Source organism: Shewanella sp. 125m-7 (assembly GCF_052977045.1).
The window spans coordinates 1-16,356 of sequence record NZ_JBRILQ010000069.1 but is presented as its reverse complement, the minus strand read 5'-3'; the positions used below and the strand labels follow the sequence as shown (position 1 = coordinate 16,356).

Below are 16,356 nucleotides of genomic sequence, written 5' to 3'. Positions count from 1 at the left end.
AACTTCAAAATTAAATAAAACAAAGTTTTATATGCTCATGCGGCATTTGCTCAGTTGTGCTCGTAGAAAATGTTGATACCTCTTTTTTTGCCAAGGTATAGGTCTGCTTGTATAGAGGTTCGCTTCGAACCCACCCTTGTTTAAGTCAGAAGCTAGCTCCAATCTTCCTTCATGTAATATCCTGTTTAAACTTCAAAATTAAATAAAACAAAGTTTTATATGCTCATGCGGCATTTGCTCAGTTGTGCTCGTAGAAAATGTTGATCCCTCTTTTTTTTGCCAAGGTATAGGTCTGCTTGTGTAAAAGCGGGATTCGCCTCCACTCTTGTTAGACACAAAAACTCGCCCCAATCTGCCTCATTGCAGATTCTTAAATAAATCTCTGAATCTCATCGAAACAAGCTTAAAATTTTTATGCAGTATTAGCGCTGTCGTAATCGTACCAAGAGCCTGTTGGTCAATATATGGCTTAGTCTCATTAAGTAGTGATGTTTGGGGGAGAGGAGCGTGATCGAACGCTAGTTTCTTTAATAATGTCTAAACTACGCAGCTTCGCTCTGCTTAAAACTTGACGCTGCTCATATATAAACGCGGTTTTTCGTACCATACTTATCGAGGTTAAAATACAGGCGGCTCACTTTGAGTGGCTGACTTAGGAGAACGATAAATGCGTATTCAACAACTCAGCGAACTTTTAGATTATGTCGCGACGTGTCGCATAGAAATGGCGCAGCTTTATAACCGCTTACATACTCAAGCAGACTCTTCTCGAGTTAAATTGATGCTGGAGTATTTTCAACAGCGTGAACGTCATACCGCTGAGAAGTTAGAAAACTATATTGATGAGGCCCCTAAAAAAATTCTTAATACTTGGTATAAAGATATCGTTTTTGAAGACTTCATCGCTAACTGTCACCAATTAACCTTGCCAGCGAATATGAGTGAAGATGATGTATTAGAGCTACACCTTGATCTCGATAATCGCTTGATCGCGCTGTTGGAGAAAACAGCTAACTCTTCGGCTACGGCTGAAACTAAAGGCGCATTAGAAGATCTGGTGAGAGTTGAAAGAATTCAGCAGCAACGGCTAGTTCATAGCAGTATTCGAATGGATGATATCTAAACGCCCAGTCTCTTGGGTAACCTAAGGCACCTTTCGGTGCCTTTTTTGATCATAAGCAGATAAAAATCCTTGGCTATAATTGAGATAGATCACGTATAGAACAGTTATTGAACGTAGTGGTTCACTTCTATTTAATCCAAGGCCATTAAGCTACTACATTAAATCTAAGCCTTTTTATTAGGAACTTAAATATGAGTAAGCGAAAGTTACTGTCAACGCCATTATTCCTAACAGCGCAAATTCGAGCTGCAGAAATTGATGCGGTTAATCACGGTGATGTGAGCTTATATCAACTAGTAGAAAGGGCGGCCAGTGCTGCCTTTCAGTTAATAGCTGAAAGGCATATTAGTACAGCTAAAGTGACGGTACTCGCTGGTCACGGGAATAATGGTGCAGATGCTTATGTGACGGCTGCATTATTAGTGGAAGCAAATTTTGATGTTATTTTACAATCAAGTAGAGCGACTCATCCAAGTGAAGAGCTAGCTAAAGCTATTCAACGCTTTCTAGCGTCAGGTGGAGAGATCCACGAGTTTAGTGAGCAACAGATTACTCAGGCGGACGTTATTGTCGATGGTCTGCTCGGTACTGGGGTCCGAGGCGAGTTAAATGCTGAGCTAACTAATGTTATTAATACCGTCAATCGCAGTACTGCATGGGTATTGAGTCTTGATGTGCCGTCCGGTCTTAATCCTGATACTGGTAGCTATACAACTGCAGCAATAGAAGCGAGTACAACTTTGACTTTTGCTGGGGTTAAGCAAGGCTTGATTACAGGGAAAGCCCGACACTGTTGTGGGGAGATTATCCTTGCAGACTTAGGACTTAATGAATTCCTAACAGTAAGAAGTGCGGAGCAGATAAGCAGTAAAGCACTTAAAAATACTTTTGCACCTCGGCGAAGAGATGCTCACAAAGGTGATTGCGGTAAGGTGTCGATTATCGGTGGTGATTACGGTATGGCAGGGGCTGTGCGCCTTGCGGCTGAGGGCTGTTTAAGAAGCGGCGCCGGGCTGGTCACTGTGATTTCAAGACCCGAGCATCAACTGATTGTTGGTGTTAATCGACCAGAGCTGATGTTTTGGGGCTGTGAGTTGGTTGATATGGAAGTTTACCTAAAGTTAGGTTGGGCCACTGTATTAGTTATAGGGCCAGGGCTTGGCACAACGGATTGGGGGTATAATTTACTTAAGGCTGTCGAGCTCACTGATAAACCGTGCGTTATCGATGCAGACGGCTTAAATCAGTTAAAGGCGACTTCAATGACGGGCAAGGATTGGGTGTTGACGCCTCATCCTGGTGAAGCCGCAAGATTGTTGGGCCTTAGTATTGCACAGGTTGAACAAGATAGATTTAAAGCCGCGAGGTTACTGCATCAAAAATTTGGTGGTGTGATAGTGCTTAAAGGATCTGGAACGATAATTTGTAATGGTGAAACCTGCGTGGTTGCAGCTGTAGGTAATCCAGGTTTAGCCAGTGGTGGTTGTGGTGATGTGCTATCAGGAGTCATTGGTGGGCTAATGGCGCAGGGCTATACCAATATGGAGGCAGCCTGTTTAGGCGTGGTGATCCACGGTGATGCGGCTGATTTAGCGGCACAGTTTGGCGAGCGTGGTATGTTGGCTAGCGATTTAATGCCTTACATTCGGCAGTTAGTTAATGAAATCTAGTTTAGAAAGCTAGATGATTAGGTTAAAGTAATGCATTCTACGCGCAATTTTATTAGGGCGCCTTTCGATTCAGAATGAATACGCAATCAATGATATTAAATTTAAATGATGAACAAGAAACAGTAGATTTAGGAACCAAGCTCGCGAGCCTGATTACTCCTCCGTTAACTGTTTATTTAAGCGGCGATCTCGGTGCGGGTAAAACGACCTTTAGCCGTGGATTGATTCAAAGCTTAGGCCATCACGGGGCAGTTAAAAGCCCTACTTATACCTTGGTAGAACCTTATGAACTAGATACATTAGATGTGTATCATTTCGATTTATATCGTTTGTATGATCCAGAAGAATTAGAGTTTATGGGGATCCGTGATTACTTCACAGAGCGCAGTCTCTGCATCGTGGAGTGGCCTGATCGTGGACACGGTTTATTACCCCCCGCTGATATACATATCAATATGAAATATGTTAATACTGGACGAGAAGTCGAGTTAAAAGCGCTTTCTTCTGCAGGCGAAAAAATATTAGTGGCCCTAAATAATAATGATAATAAACAGTAATATATTTAGAGTATTTTTACTTCTTTTAAGTCTTGGTGTTTCATTTTTTGCGCAGAGTGCTAATCAACTCGACAGCGTAAGAATTTGGGCTGCGCCGGAGTCGACGCGTATCGTATTTGATTTGAGTCAGGCTGCTGATTACAGTTATTTTACGCTGACAAATCCATATCGTTTAGTCGTAGATCTAAAAAAATCATCTAACAAAGTTGACTTAAATAAGATTAAAAACAACAGTAAATTGGTCAAAAAGGTGCGTAAGAGTACGCCTCCAGAAAAGGGCACTTTGCGTTTAGTTATCGATTTGGTTAAGCCCGTCAAAGCGAGCTTGTTTGCACTGCCTGCTACAGCGCCATACGGTAACCGTTTAGTGGTTGACCTTGATAGCGGTGGTTCTACAGCGAAAAAGCCTCCAGTGAGTAAGCCGAAAAGTCAGCTAAGAGATGTGGTTATTGCGATTGACGCAGGCCATGGCGGTGAGGATCCTGGTTCTATCGGGCCAACAGGCATATATGAGAAAAAACTCGTATTAGAGATATCTAAAAAAGTCGCTCAAAAAATTAATGCCACACCAGGTATGAGAGCCGTGATGACGCGTACAGGGGACTATTTTGTTAATCTGAACAAGCGCTCAGATATTGCTCGAAATAGTAAAGCTGACTTACTGATCTCTATTCATGCTGACGCCTTTACTTCTCCTCAACCACAAGGGGCTTCGGTGTGGGTATTGTCTATGCGCCGTGCCAACAGTGAAATTGGTCGCTGGTTAGAGCAAAAAGAGAAACATTCTGAATTGCTAGGCGGCGCTGGAGAGATTATTCAAAACACGGATAACGAACAATATCTTGCGATGACGCTATTGGACATGTCGATGGATCGCTCTATGGCAATTAGCCATAACATCGCCGGAGATGTGCTATCAAATCTAGGTCGAGTGACAAAGCTACACAAGCATAAGCCCGAATCTGCAAGTTTTGCAGTACTTAAATCGCCAGATATCCCCTCGATTTTGGTAGAAACAGGCTTTATCTCTAACCCGAGAGAAGAACGCTTATTGTCGCAACGAGATCACCAAAATAATGTTGCTAAAGCTATCCATAAAGGTGTAGTGAAGTATTTTGAAGCTAACCCTCCAGTGAACTCGCTATTAGCAAGTCGGAGTCGTGTTGAACATAAGGTTCGCAGTGGTGAATCGCTATCTGTTATTGCACATCGTTATCAGATCTCAATAAACAGTTTGAAAAAGGCTAATAACCTAAAATCAAATGGCATTCGTATAGGTCAGAAATTGACTATCCCAAGAGCTTAGCCTGTTAAGAGTAAATCATGGCAATAGAAAAGTTACCGCCTCAATTAGCAAACCAGATCGCTGCCGGCGAAGTGGTTGAGCGCCCAGCTTCTGTCATCAAAGAGTTGGTTGAGAATAGCCTTGATGCAGGTGCGACACGGGTCGATATTGAGATTGATAAGGGCGGAAGTAAGCTTATTCGGATCCGTGATAATGGCAGCGGGATCCCGAAAGAGGACCTCGCCTTAGCGCTTTCAAGACATGCGACCTCAAAGTTAAAGACGCTAGATGATTTGGAGGCTATTTTAAGTTTTGGCTTTCGTGGTGAGGCATTAGCGAGTATTAGCTCGGTCTCACGTCTTATTCTCACTTCGCGTACCGCAGAACAGACCGAGGCATGGCAAGCTCATGCCGAAGGCACTGAGATGGCTGTGAAAGTATTGCCTGCCGCCCATCCCGTTGGTTCAACGGTAGAAGCGGTTGATCTATTTTTTAATACACCAGCTAGACGCCGTTTCTTAAAAAGTGATAAGACAGAGTTTACTCATATCGATGAGTGGTTAAAGCGTATTGCTTTGGCGAGACGAGATATTCATTTTACCCTTAAGCATAATGGTAAAACGGTACGAAATTACCGCCCCGCAAATACAGAAATTCAATATATCCAGCGCTTGGGTCAAATTTGTGGCAAAGCATTTGCGGAGACCTGTCTTCGAATTGAGTGTCAGCACAATGGTTTGAACCTGAGTGGCTATTTGCAGTCGCCAAGTGCGGCGAATGGATATAGCGAAACTCAATATTTTTACGTTAATGGTCGCTTAGTCAAAGACAGGCTCGTTAACCATGCGGTTCGTCAGGCCTTTGCACAGTATGCTGATGGCGTCTCCCCTGGGTACGTATTAATGCTGGACTTAGACCCCCACCAAGTGGATGTGAATGTTCACCCTGCAAAGCATGAGGTGCGTTTTCACCAAAGTCGTTATGTGCATGATTTTATTCTGCAAGCGTTGCAATCTGCTATATCTCAATCTATGGAGCTTGCGCTTAATCAAGATCGCGAAATAGCGGATGTTACTGAACAACAAGCTAATCCAATAAGAGGCGCGGTAACAGCAGTTAACTATTCTAACGATAGCGAACGTCAGCCAACGGCTTCTTATGGTGTATGTGATAGCCGCTCTGTTGCAAGTCAAAGAGATTATTCAAGTGGGAACTCTAGTGGGAGCTCTAGCTATCGAAGTCCTTTGAAATCCTCGACTCGAAATCAAGATGTAAGCTTAGCTTCTCAAAGTAGTATTCGAGCTTATGGTGAACTGCTTAGTACACAGGATCACAGTACGCAGAATCGTTCAGCGCATCATTCTCAGCTAGACTCTCAATATTCTGCAGGGAACCAAACTGCTGCGCAGGCTACTAATACACTCGTGGCGAACATGCCATCGGTGATAGCGGGTAAATATTGGGTCTTGGTTAAAGAGGATAAAATATCGCTATTGAGTATCGCTAAGGTTACAAAGGCGGTGCTAAAAGCCGAGATAGAGGCCAAGTTTGCTCATGGGCTCATCGGTCAGCCTTTATTGATGCCTGTCGCCGTTGCGGTTGATGATGATTGGCAAGCAATTATCGATAATCGAGAACAGTTATTAAGAAAGTTAGGAATTGAGCTATCAATTCGTCTTGGGCAGTTGATTATTAGGAAAGTGCCCCCATATCTAAGAGATAGCCAATTGGCTATTTTGATCCCTGAATTATTGCAGTGGATTCGATTAGAATTACCAAGTGATGCGGCAGTGGTTAAGTGGCTCGCGGATCAAAGAGCCAACAGATTTACCTCAGTAAGTGAGGCATGGTTTGGCTTAACTTCGTTGCCTGAAGATGTGCAGCGTGAGCTTTATAATCAGTCCCAAGATTTACCTTGGGAGCAATGGATGAAAGAAAATTAGAGTGACCGATAAAAAATCACAGAAAGTTATTACCTTAATGGGCCCTACGGCCTCAGGTAAAACCGCATTAGCGATTGAGCTTGTTAAGCAGTATGACTGTGAGATTATCTCTGTGGATTCAGCATTGATCTATAAAGAGATGGATATTGGCACAGCTAAGCCTGATGCCGCTGAACAAGCTGCAGCTCCCCATAAGCTTATCGATATCATCGATCCTGCTGAAAGTTATTCAGCGGCGGACTTTAGACGCGATGCATTAGCTCAGATTGAAGATATTTTGAGTCGTGGGAAGACGCCATTGCTCGTTGGCGGCACCATGATGTACTTCAAGGCTTTGCTAGAGGGATTATCACCGCTGCCGGGGGCTGATGAAGCGATTAGAGCGCAAATCGCTTGCGAAGCGCAAGAGTTAGGTTGGCAAGCACTGCACGATCAACTTAGAGCAATAGATCCAGTTTCGGCAGAGCGGATTCACCCAAATGATCCGCAACGTCTAGCTAGAGCGTTGGAGGTTTATCGCATTAGTGGCCAATCTCTGACGGAGTTAACCAAGACAAAGTCTGACGCATTCCCTTACCAAGCAGTGCAATTTGCGATTGCACCAAGTGACAGAAAGGTGTTACATAAGGCTATAGAAACTCGATTTAAAACCATGCTAACACAGGGGTTTATAGCTGAAGTAGAGACTTTAAAGGCTCGGAATGACTTACATTTAGAGCTACCCTCTATGCGTTGTGTAGGGTATAGACAGTGCTGGCAGTATTTAGAGGGTGAAATTGACTATGATACTATGGTCGAAAAAGCTATTGTTGCTACTAGGCAATTAGCTAAACGTCAATTAACATGGTTACGTGGCTGGCCTGATTTAATATGGCTAGAAAGCGGGGCTGAAAATAATCTTGCGACAGTAATGCGACATAGTCGCTAGCTTATTAGCTGTCGCTGTATAATACTAAAACCAAAGATAAAGTTTTATTGTATTAGAATAACTATTAATTTTAATTAAAAAGGAAATTAGAAAATGGCAAAGGGGCAATCTTTACAAGACCCGTTTTTGAACGCTTTGCGTCGTGAACGCGTTCCAGTATCTATTTATCTTGTTAATGGCATTAAGCTTCAAGGACAAGTTGAGTCTTTCGACCAGTTTGTTATTTTGCTTAAAAATACAGTAAGCCAAATGGTTTACAAGCATGCCATTTCAACAGTGGTGCCTTCACGTCCATTTAACGTGAGCAACCACCAAGCGACAAGCGCTCAAGCTGGTTATAACGCTCAGCATGACGATGAAGACGAGAAGTAATTTACGAATAAGGAGATTGCTTTTTGTTTGATCGTTATGAGGCGGGAGAGAAAGCGATACTTGTTCATATCGACTTTTCAGATGAAAACAACCGTGAAGACTTAGATGAATTAAAACTTCTAGTTGAATCGGCAGGTGCTCAGTCTATTGGAGTCGTGACGACAAGTCGACGTTCACCGGATCGCAAATTTTTTGTCGGTTCAGGTAAGGCGGAAGAGTTAGCAGCGATGGTTGCGGCGACGGATGCTAATGTGGTGATTTTTAATCACGCATTGAGTCCTGCTCAAGAACGAAATCTTGAGCGGTTATGTGAGTGCAGAGTACTCGATAGAACGACTTTGATCTTAGATATCTTCGCTCAACGAGCTCGGACATTCGAAGGTAAGTTGCAGGTGGAGCTAGCGCAATTGCGCCACATGTCAACGCGCCTGATCAGAGGTTGGACTCACTTAGAACGTCAAAAAGGTGGTATTGGTCTGCGTGGACCCGGTGAAACTCAATTAGAGACCGATAGGCGTCTGTTGAGAGGCCGGATCCGTATGATCAATCGACGTTTAGAGAAAGTCGATAAACAGCGTGGACAGAGTCGTCGAGCAAGACAGCGAAGCGAGATGTCGACCGTGTCTTTGGTGGGTTATACCAATGCCGGTAAATCGACACTGTTTAATGGCTTAACAACATCTGATGTCTATGCTGCTGATTTGCTATTTGCAACGCTGGATCCGACGCTTCGTAAATTAGATTTACCCGACGGTGACGTTATCCTTGCTGATACCGTCGGTTTTATTAGGCATTTACCCCACGATTTAGTTGCAGCATTTAAAGCAACACTGCAAGAAACACAACAAGCAGATCTACTTCTGCATGTGGTCGACAGTGCAGATGAAAAAATGGGAGATAACTTTAAGCAAGTACAAAACGTGCTTAAAGAGATCGATGCTATAGACATTCCACAGTTGATCGTATGCAATAAAATCGATCTATTGGATGAGGTGAAACCACGCATCGATTACGATGATGAGGGGACACCGATTAGAGTCTGGGTTTCTGCTCAGCAGCAAAAAGGCTTGGAATTAGTTGAGGAAGCAATTAACCAACTTGTTGGTAAAGCGATTCAAGAGCTAACCTTGCAAATCCCAGCTTCGGCGGGGCATTATCTCGGCCAGTTTTATAAACTGGATGTAATACAGCAGAAAGAGTATGACGATCTGGGGAACTGTATGATTTCTGTGCGACTTTTAGATTCCGATTGGCGTCGATTAGTTAAACAGAGCCAAGGTGTAATAGAGACTTTTGTCGTCGACTCCGTCGTCGCATAATTGAGTATTTTAGTAATCTCGTTTATTTCATACACTTATGGAGTACTAAATGGCTTGGAACGAGCCCGGTAACAAGGGTCAAGACCCTTGGGGAAATGGCAAGAAGGGTGGTAATGATAAAGGACCACCGGATTTAGATGAAGTTTTTCGTAACCTTTCAAAGCGCTTTGGCGGTAAAGGCAATGGTTCAGGTGGCAAGGTTAGTGGTGTCAGCTTAATCATCGTCCTTGTTATTGCCGTTGTTGTATGGGGCCTGTCAGGGTTCTATACAGTCAAAGAAGCTGAAAAAGGGGTCGAACTTCGTTTCGGTGCGTATATTGGTGAAGTTGATCCAGGTCTTCAATGGAAAGCGACTTTTATTGATGAAGTGACACCTGTAAACGTACAAACTGTTCGCTCAATTCCTGCTTCTGGAAGTATGTTGACAGCCGATGAGAACGTTGTGCTTGTACAGCTTGACGTGCAGTACCGAGTGAATAATGCAAAAGATTATTTGTATAGCGTAGTTGATGCAGACGCAAGTTTGCGTGAAGCGACAGACAGTGCGTTACGTTACGTTATCGGCCATAACACCATGGATGATATTTTGACCACTGGTCGTGATAAAATTCGTCGTGATACATGGGATGAAATCGAACGTATTATCAAGCCATATAAGCTTGGTATTATGGTTGTTGATGTGAACTTCTTGCCAGCTCGTCCGCCAGAAGAGGTGAGAAATGCCTTTGATGACGCGATTGCAGCACAGGAAGATGAGCAACGCTTTATTCGTGAAGCTGAAGCATATTCTCGTCAGTTAGAGCCTCAGGTTCGTGGTACTGTACAGCGTATGGATCAACAAGCCATAGCTTATAAGCAAAAGGTAATGTTAGAAGCTCAAGGTAAAGTCGCTCGTTTTGAGCAGCTATTACCAGAGTATCAAGCTGCGCCAGAAGTGACTCGCGAACGTATGTATTTCGATACCATGCAAGACGTTCTGAGCGGTACAAGCAAAGTACTTATTGACGCTAAAAATAGCGGTAACTTGATGTATTTACCGTTAGATAAGTTGATGCAAAATAGCCAAGCGAATAATTCTGCTAGCACTAAGAGCAAACCGGCAACGCCTGTTATGTCAGTTAATAGTACAACTCATAATAACAGCAACATGCCACTTGATGGTCGTCCATCACGTGGTGATCGTTCGTCGGGGAGGAACTAAGTGATGGGTAGATTTACAGCGATAATCGTAGCAATACTTATTGCAATCTCTTTGTCTTCACTGCTAGTTGTGAATGAAGGCGAGCGCGCTATTGTTTCTCGATTTGGTAAAGTACTTAAAGACGACGGCGTAACACGTGTTTATGCTCCGGGTCTTCACTTAAAGATCCCTATGCTTGATAAAATCAAGTTTATGGACTCGCGAGTGCAAACGCTTGATGGTGCTGCAGACCGTTTCGTAACGTCTGAGAAAAAAGACTTAATGGTCGACTCATACGTGAAATGGCGCATTAAAGACTTCGAGCGTTACTATCTTTCTACCAATGGTGGTATTAAGGCTAATGCAGAGACCTTGCTACAGCGTAAGATCAACAACGATCTTCGTACTGAGTTTGGTCGCAGAACAATTAAAGAGATTGTTTCTGGTAGCCGTGATGAGCTGCAATCTGATGCACTTAAAAATGCAGCAGAAAGTGCTAAAGACTTAGGTGTTGAAGTTGTCGATGTGCGAGTTAAGCAAATTAACTTACCAGCAAACGTCAGTACTAGTATTTACCAGCGTATGCGTGCAGAGCGTCAAGCTGTGGCTAAAGAGCATCGCGCTCAAGGTAAAGAACAAGCAGAAATCATTCGTGCAAAGACTGATGCCAGTGTCACTATTCAAACTGCAGAGGCTGAGCGTAAAGCTCTGACTATCCGTGGTGAAGGTGATGCTAAGGCGGCTAAGATTTATGCTGATGCATATACTAAAGACCCTGAGTTCTTTAGCTTTATGCGCAGCTTAGATGCTTACAGAGCAAGTTTCTCTGGTAAGAATGACGTCATGGTGCTTGAACCCGATAGCGAGTTCTTTAGATATATGAACAGCTCTAGCGGTAAATAGTTTACTATATCGATTGATAAAAAGGCCTAACGTTAGTTAGGTCTTTTTTTATGCAAATTTTATCTTTCAATAGCTAATAGCTATTCCTATCTATTCAGTCAACTATTAAGTTGTAGTCAGTAAAACAATCATTAATACCAGCTAAGTTGCTAATTTAGTGGGTAATGAATGAAAGTTTTTAGAATGTTCTGCTAATAAAAATTAGCGATTTTGTTGGTTCAGACGCCTTCTTTCTATGCAGAAGTAGCACTAAAACTAACATAGTTAACTTAGTTGAGTGTTTTAACTATGATCTGGTTCTAATTTTTGGCTATAATGAGCCGCGCTTCAAGTTTAGATTCCGGCTTTAGTTCGGATCAGCTTAGAAGAAGACAGATAAAACAAAAATTCCAACACTCTCTGGAGACAAGTGGATGAGCAATGCGCCAGTCGATACCGGACGTCGCAGATTTCTGACCGCAGCCACCGCCGTAGTTGGTGGTGCAGGTGCCGCTGCTGTAGCGGTTCCGTTTATAAAGTCATGGAATCCGAGTGCCAAAGCGAAAGCTGCAGGTGCGCCGGTAGAAGTAAATATAAGTAAAGTAGAGCCAGGTCAACTTATTCGAGTTGAGTGGCGTGGTAAGCCTGTATGGGTTGTTCGCCGTACGCAGGAGATCTTAGATGGTCTACCAGCAATCGATGCCCAACTTCGAGATCCTGACTCCGTTGAGCCACAGCAGCCTGCATATGCGCAGAATCCTGGGCGTTCAATTAAGGCTGAGTATTTCATAGCCGTTGGCCTATGTACTCACTTGGGGTGCTCTCCAACTTACCTACCAGACACATTCGGTGAACAAGTAGAAGGTGTTGCCTCTGGCTTCTTCTGTCCTTGTCACGGTTCTAAGTTTGATATGGCTGGCCGCGTATTCCAAGGTGTACCAGCACCATTAAACCTAGTCATTCCTCCACATCAATATATTGATGATAGTACCGTGATTATCGGTGTTGATACGGGAGCTGCGTAATGGTTAAGAATATTATCAATTGGATTGATGAACGCATTCCAATGACCGCAACGTATAATCGACACGTAGGTCAATATGCGACTCCAACCAACTTTAACTTCTGGTACTTTTTTGGCTCACTAGCCATGCTAGTACTCGTTAACCAGTTACTGACCGGTATCTGGTTAACAATGAACTATGTGCCAACAGCTGAAGGGGCGTTTGCTTCTATCGAATACATCATGCGTGATGTTGAGTATGGTTGGTTGCTGAGATACATGCACTCCACCGGGGCCTCGGCCTTCTTTGTGGTGATCTATCTTCATATGTTCCGTGGCCTTATCTACGGTTCGTACCAGAAGCCTAGAGAGCTACTGTGGCTATTTGGCATGCTTATCTTCCTAGTCTTGATGGCTGAAGCCTTTATGGGTTACTTGCTACCTTGGGGACAAATGTCTTACTGGGGCGCGCAGGTAATTATCTCATTGTTTGGTGCAATCCCAGTTATTGGCGATGATCTTACATTGTGGATCCGTGGTGACTTCGTTGTCTCTGGTGCAACCCTGAACCGTTTCTTTGCATTGCACGTAATTGCATTGCCGCTTGTGCTTGTTGTATTGGTGTTCTTGCACCTTATTGCATTGCATGAGGTGGGCTCTAACAATCCAGATGGTATCGAGATTAAGAAGAACAAAGATGAGAATGGCTGGCCGAAAGATGGCATTCCATTCCATCCGTACTACACAGTTAAAGACATCATGGGCGTCGCAGGCTTCCTAATCGTCTTCTGTTATGTATTGTTCTTTATGCCTGAAGGTGGTGGTTACTTCCTTGAGAAGCCAAACTTTGAAGCGGCTAACCCGATGAAGACGCCTGAGCATATTGCACCGGTTTGGTATTTCACACCGTTCTACGCAATTTTGCGTGCAATCCCTGACAAGTTAATGGGTGTTATCGGCATGGGCTTAGCCATTGCGGTACTATTCATCTTGCCATGGTTAGATCGTTGTAGTGTTAAGTCTATTCGTTACCGTAGCATGGCTCACAAGCTGAACATTAGTCAGTTTGCAGTGTCATTCGTTGTATTAGGTTACTTAGGTGCTGTGCCAGCAACTCCAGCTCTAACGATTGCTGCCCGTATCTTCACTCTAACTTACTTTGGTTTCTTCTTATTCCTATGGATTTACAGTAAGAATGAAAAGACTAAGCCTGTACCAGAGAGGTTGACACACTAATGAAAAAACTATTAATCGCATTAGTTGTATTGGTCCCAACACTGGCAGTCGCTGCCGGTGGTGGTGCACCATTAGAAAAAGCAAATATCGACCTGAATGACCAAGCATCGTTACAGCGTGGATTGGATTTGTTCCAAGAAAACTGCGCCGGTTGTCATAGCACTCAATATCAACGTTATGACCGAGTTGCAACAGATCTTGGTATTCCGCTTGATGAAATGCGCGCTAAGTATCTGCCAGAAGGTGCCAAAATTGGTGAATTGATGGAAAATGCCATTCCAGATGCAGACGCATCTAAGTGGTTTGGTGCATCACCTCCTGATTTAACTTTGGTTGCCCGCGTACGTGGTGAAGATTGGATTTACTCATACCTTCACGGTTTTTATAAAGATGAAAGCCGTCCATTTGGTGTGAATAATACTATTTTCCCATTAGTAGGTATGCCGCATGTACTTGAAGGTCTTCAAGGTCTTCCGATAAAAGAAGTCGTAGTACAAGAAGATGGAACTGAAGTAACAACGTTAGTTGCAACTGGTGGCGCCTTGACGCCAGAAGAGTATGATCAAGCTGTTCGTGATATCACGGGCTATTTGGTTTACTCAGGTGACCCCGTTAAACTTGAGCGAGAACGCTTAGGTTGGTGGGTTATGGGCTTCTTGTTCATTTTCTTTATTGTGGCCTACCTCTTAAAGAAAGAGTACTGGAAAGATGTACACTAACCCCCAATAAAGGTTAGAATGTATTATCCGCAAATTGTAAACGGGGAGCCTTGCTCCTCGTTTGTGTTTGCATTTTTTGCTTTTCATTTGTGAATCCCGGAGGGTATCAATGGCTGTTGCTGCCAACAAACGCTCAATCATGACCCTGTATTCAGGTGCCGACGACCTTTATAGTCATCAAGTGCGTATCGTGCTAGCTGAAAAAGGTGTAACCGTTGATGTTCTACAGGTTGATCCTAATGAGATCCCTGAAGACTTGATCGAGCTAAACCCGTACAACACAGTGCCAACTTTGGTAGACAGAGAGCTAGTACTTTATAACTCTCGTATCATTATGGAATATTTAGATGAGCGTTTTCCTCATCCTCCACTAATGCCTGTTTATCCGGTTTCACGTGGCCAAACTCGTCTTTGGATGCACCGCATCGAAGAAGATTGGTATTCGCTGGTTGAGCGTATCCGTAAAGGTGACCGTGCTGACGCTGCTCGTAAAGAGCTTCAAGAAGGTCTTACCGCTATCGCACCTATCTTTGGTGAAGTGCCTTACTTCATGAGCGAAGAGTTCGGCCTAGCTGATTGTTATCTTGGACCGCTACTTTGGCGTTTACCTGTATTAGGTATTGAGCTAGATAGCCGTACCGCTAAAGATATCAAAGCTTATATGACACGTTTATTTGACCGTGAATCATTTAAAGCTTCTTTGACTGAGACTGAGCGCGAAATGCGCATGGGTATCTAATGAAAGAGCTAACCCCGAACCGTCCATACTTGCTGCGGGCTTATTACGATTGGTTGATGGATAACCAGTTGACGCCCCATGTTGTTGTCGATGCTTATGTGCCTGGCACTCAAGTACCACAACAATATGTTAAAGATGGACAAATTGTGCTTAATATTACCGAGAGTGCTGTAGGTGGCCTACAGATCACTAACGAATTTATTGAGTTCAGTGCGCGTTTTGGCGGTGTTCCTCAGCAAGTATTATTGCCTATGGCTTCCATTGTCGCTATTTACGCCAGAGAAAATGGCGCTGGTACGGTCTTCGAGATGGAAGAAGCATATCTACTCGATGACGAGATGGAAGAAGAAGCAGGGCTTTCAGTTGTGAAAGAACCTGTTGTTGAAACGAGCGAACCAGAAGCCGAAGAAGTAGAGGCTAAAGAGCCAAAGCGTCGCGGTCATTTAACCTTGGTTAAATAAGCCTAGTAAAATAACCTTGGTTATGTCAGTTTCACGTTAATGAGAAGCCAGTCTATTGACTGGCTTTTTTGTGTCTGTATGACAGTTGCTCTTCTCTAGTTAGTTAGCGTGCGCTAAGTATGAATTGGGGAGATGATAACGTCTGCACTCTGTGGTAGCATCTGCGGCAAAATCATCCATCTAGGGTTATTTAAGAGTGATGCATAAAGCTAGACCAGCTTGTGAGCTCTTGACTAAACCGCAGCGATAAAGAGGTTTCGGGATCTTATATGATCTTAATGATCGACAACTACGACTCGTTTACATTCAACCTAGTGCAGTATTTTCAGCAATTAGGGCAAGACATAGTGGTTAAGCGCAACGACGAAATCACTTTTGCTGAAATTGAAGCATTAGCACCGAAGCATATCGTGATATCTCCAGGCCCTTGTACGCCCAACGAGGCAGGGTTATCGTTAGCAATTATTGAAAAATTTGCTGGCAAACTGCCCATTTTAGGGGTTTGTCTTGGCCACCAAGCTATTGCGCAAGTATTTGGCGCCAATGTGATTCGAGCTAAACGGGTGATGCATGGTAAAACCAGTAAAATTAGCCATAACAATCAAGGCGTATTTACAGGCTTAAATCAGCCATTAACGGTGACGCGGTATCATTCTTTGCTGGTCGATAGTATTCCCGAAGGCTTTGTAATGGATGCGTGGTTTGACGACCCTGTTCATGGCCGAGAAATCATGGCAATGAGTATGCCTGCTAAAAAAATCTATGGTGTGCAGTTCCATCCGGAATCGATTTTGACCGAGCAAGGTCTTGATCTGTTAGCCAACTTTATTCACATCACCTAAGCCGTTACCTCAGCCAAAGTATTCTGCTGATGAGAATGCCAGCTGAAAAAATCTATGGTGTGCAGTTCCATACTCAACTTGGGCGTCTATCTTGACC

General features: G+C 43.6%; 16 protein-coding genes. All 16 read left to right on the top strand.

Annotated elements, in window-relative coordinates; all coding sequences use genetic code 11:
• The first annotated feature begins 667 nt into the window (after positions 1-667).
• Positions 668-1,123: a hypothetical protein gene (locus ACVBIL_RS19925; RefSeq protein ID WP_447168682.1), complete on the top strand. Its 456-nt coding sequence runs from the start codon at positions 668-670 to the stop codon at positions 1,121-1,123.
• 191 nt (positions 1,124-1,314) lie between these two features.
• On the top strand, positions 1,315-2,793 hold the full coding sequence (locus ACVBIL_RS19920; RefSeq protein WP_447168681.1) for an NAD(P)H-hydrate dehydratase: 1,479 nt from the start codon (positions 1,315-1,317) through the stop codon (positions 2,791-2,793).
• Between the two features lie 74 nt (positions 2,794-2,867).
• Positions 2,868-3,350: a tRNA (adenosine(37)-N6)-threonylcarbamoyltransferase complex ATPase subunit type 1 TsaE gene (tsaE, locus tag ACVBIL_RS19915; RefSeq protein WP_447168680.1), complete on the top strand. Its 483-nt coding sequence runs from the start codon at positions 2,868-2,870 to the stop codon at positions 3,348-3,350.
• Complete coding sequence (locus ACVBIL_RS19910; protein ID WP_447168679.1) at positions 3,334-4,656, top strand: N-acetylmuramoyl-L-alanine amidase; 1,323 nt, start codon at positions 3,334-3,336, stop codon at positions 4,654-4,656. Before tsaE ends, ACVBIL_RS19910 begins: the two co-directional genes overlap by 17 nt.
• Positions 4,657-4,673: 17 nt before the next feature.
• On the top strand, positions 4,674-6,578 hold the full coding sequence (gene mutL, locus ACVBIL_RS19905; protein ID WP_447168678.1) for a DNA mismatch repair endonuclease MutL: 1,905 nt from the start codon (positions 4,674-4,676) through the stop codon (positions 6,576-6,578).
• A gap of 1 nt (position 6,579) precedes the next feature.
• Positions 6,580-7,506, top strand: coding sequence for a tRNA (adenosine(37)-N6)-dimethylallyltransferase MiaA (miaA, locus tag ACVBIL_RS19900; RefSeq protein ID WP_447168677.1), 927 nt, complete (start codon positions 6,580-6,582; stop codon positions 7,504-7,506).
• Positions 7,507-7,599: 93 nt separating this feature from the next.
• The gene (gene hfq / locus ACVBIL_RS19895; protein WP_447168676.1) at positions 7,600-7,878 is read left to right on the top strand and encodes an RNA chaperone Hfq; all 279 of its coding nucleotides are present in this window, start codon (positions 7,600-7,602) and stop codon (positions 7,876-7,878) included.
• Positions 7,879-7,901: 23 nt separating this feature from the next.
• Positions 7,902-9,197: a ribosome rescue GTPase HflX gene (gene hflX, locus ACVBIL_RS19890; protein ID WP_447168675.1), complete on the top strand. Its 1,296-nt coding sequence runs from the start codon at positions 7,902-7,904 to the stop codon at positions 9,195-9,197.
• A gap of 49 nt (positions 9,198-9,246) precedes the next feature.
• Positions 9,247-10,398: an FtsH protease activity modulator HflK gene (gene hflK, locus ACVBIL_RS19885; protein WP_447168674.1), complete on the top strand. Its 1,152-nt coding sequence runs from the start codon at positions 9,247-9,249 to the stop codon at positions 10,396-10,398.
• A 3-nt stretch (positions 10,399-10,401) separates the two neighbouring features.
• Positions 10,402-11,280, top strand: a complete 879-nt coding sequence (gene hflC, locus ACVBIL_RS19880) for a protease modulator HflC (RefSeq protein ID WP_447168673.1) — start codon at positions 10,402-10,404, stop codon at positions 11,278-11,280.
• A 413-nt stretch (positions 11,281-11,693) separates the two neighbouring features.
• Entirely contained in the window at positions 11,694-12,284 is a 591-nt protein-coding gene (gene petA / locus ACVBIL_RS19875) for a ubiquinol-cytochrome c reductase iron-sulfur subunit (protein ID WP_447168672.1), read from the top strand.
• Positions 12,284-13,498 (top strand): cytochrome b, encoded by a 1,215-nt coding sequence (locus ACVBIL_RS19870; RefSeq protein WP_447168671.1) that lies wholly within the window; start codon positions 12,284-12,286, stop codon positions 13,496-13,498. The genes petA and ACVBIL_RS19870 overlap by 1 nt, the downstream gene beginning before the upstream one ends.
• A complete protein-coding gene (locus ACVBIL_RS19865; protein ID WP_447168670.1) occupies positions 13,498-14,217 on the top strand; it encodes a cytochrome c1 in 720 nt (239 codons plus the stop codon). The genes ACVBIL_RS19870 and ACVBIL_RS19865 overlap by 1 nt, the downstream gene beginning before the upstream one ends.
• A 109-nt stretch (positions 14,218-14,326) precedes the next feature.
• Positions 14,327-14,956 carry a stringent starvation protein SspA gene (gene sspA / locus ACVBIL_RS19860; protein WP_447168669.1) on the top strand — a complete coding sequence of 210 codons (630 nt, stop codon included), beginning with the start codon at positions 14,327-14,329 and terminating at the stop codon, positions 14,954-14,956.
• The gene (locus ACVBIL_RS19855; protein WP_447168668.1) at positions 14,956-15,417 is read left to right on the top strand and encodes a ClpXP protease specificity-enhancing factor; all 462 of its coding nucleotides are present in this window, start codon (positions 14,956-14,958) and stop codon (positions 15,415-15,417) included. The genes sspA and ACVBIL_RS19855 overlap by 1 nt, the downstream gene beginning before the upstream one ends.
• Before the next feature lie 269 nt (positions 15,418-15,686).
• Positions 15,687-16,259, top strand: a complete 573-nt coding sequence (locus ACVBIL_RS19850) for an anthranilate synthase component II (RefSeq protein ID WP_447168667.1) — start codon at positions 15,687-15,689, stop codon at positions 16,257-16,259.
• Positions 16,260-16,356: the final 97 nt, after the last annotated feature.

Bases quoted from the DNA above. Each gene is read 5' to 3' on its own strand.
- tsaE (WP_447168680.1), top strand. From the start codon at position 2,868: ATGAATACGCAATCAATGATATTAAATTTAAATGATGAACAAGAAACA.
- hflC (WP_447168673.1), top strand. From the start codon at position 10,402: ATGGGTAGATTTACAGCGATAATCGTAGCAATACTTATTGCAATCTCT.
- ACVBIL_RS19920 (WP_447168681.1), top strand. From the start codon at position 1,315: ATGAGTAAGCGAAAGTTACTGTCAACGCCATTATTCCTAACAGCGCAA.
- hflK (WP_447168674.1), top strand. From the start codon at position 9,247: ATGGCTTGGAACGAGCCCGGTAACAAGGGTCAAGACCCTTGGGGAAAT.
- ACVBIL_RS19855 (WP_447168668.1), top strand. From the start codon at position 14,956: ATGAAAGAGCTAACCCCGAACCGTCCATACTTGCTGCGGGCTTATTAC.
- ACVBIL_RS19870 (WP_447168671.1), top strand. From the start codon at position 12,284: ATGGTTAAGAATATTATCAATTGGATTGATGAACGCATTCCAATGACC.
- hfq (WP_447168676.1), top strand. From the start codon at position 7,600: ATGGCAAAGGGGCAATCTTTACAAGACCCGTTTTTGAACGCTTTGCGT.
- mutL (WP_447168678.1), top strand. From the start codon at position 4,674: ATGGCAATAGAAAAGTTACCGCCTCAATTAGCAAACCAGATCGCTGCC.
- petA (WP_447168672.1), top strand. From the start codon at position 11,694: ATGAGCAATGCGCCAGTCGATACCGGACGTCGCAGATTTCTGACCGCA.
- ACVBIL_RS19910 (WP_447168679.1), top strand. From the start codon at position 3,334: ATGATAATAAACAGTAATATATTTAGAGTATTTTTACTTCTTTTAAGT.
- ACVBIL_RS19850 (WP_447168667.1), top strand. From the start codon at position 15,687: ATGATCTTAATGATCGACAACTACGACTCGTTTACATTCAACCTAGTG.
- sspA (WP_447168669.1), top strand. From the start codon at position 14,327: ATGGCTGTTGCTGCCAACAAACGCTCAATCATGACCCTGTATTCAGGT.
- ACVBIL_RS19865 (WP_447168670.1), top strand. From the start codon at position 13,498: ATGAAAAAACTATTAATCGCATTAGTTGTATTGGTCCCAACACTGGCA.
- ACVBIL_RS19925 (WP_447168682.1), top strand. From the start codon at position 668: ATGCGTATTCAACAACTCAGCGAACTTTTAGATTATGTCGCGACGTGT.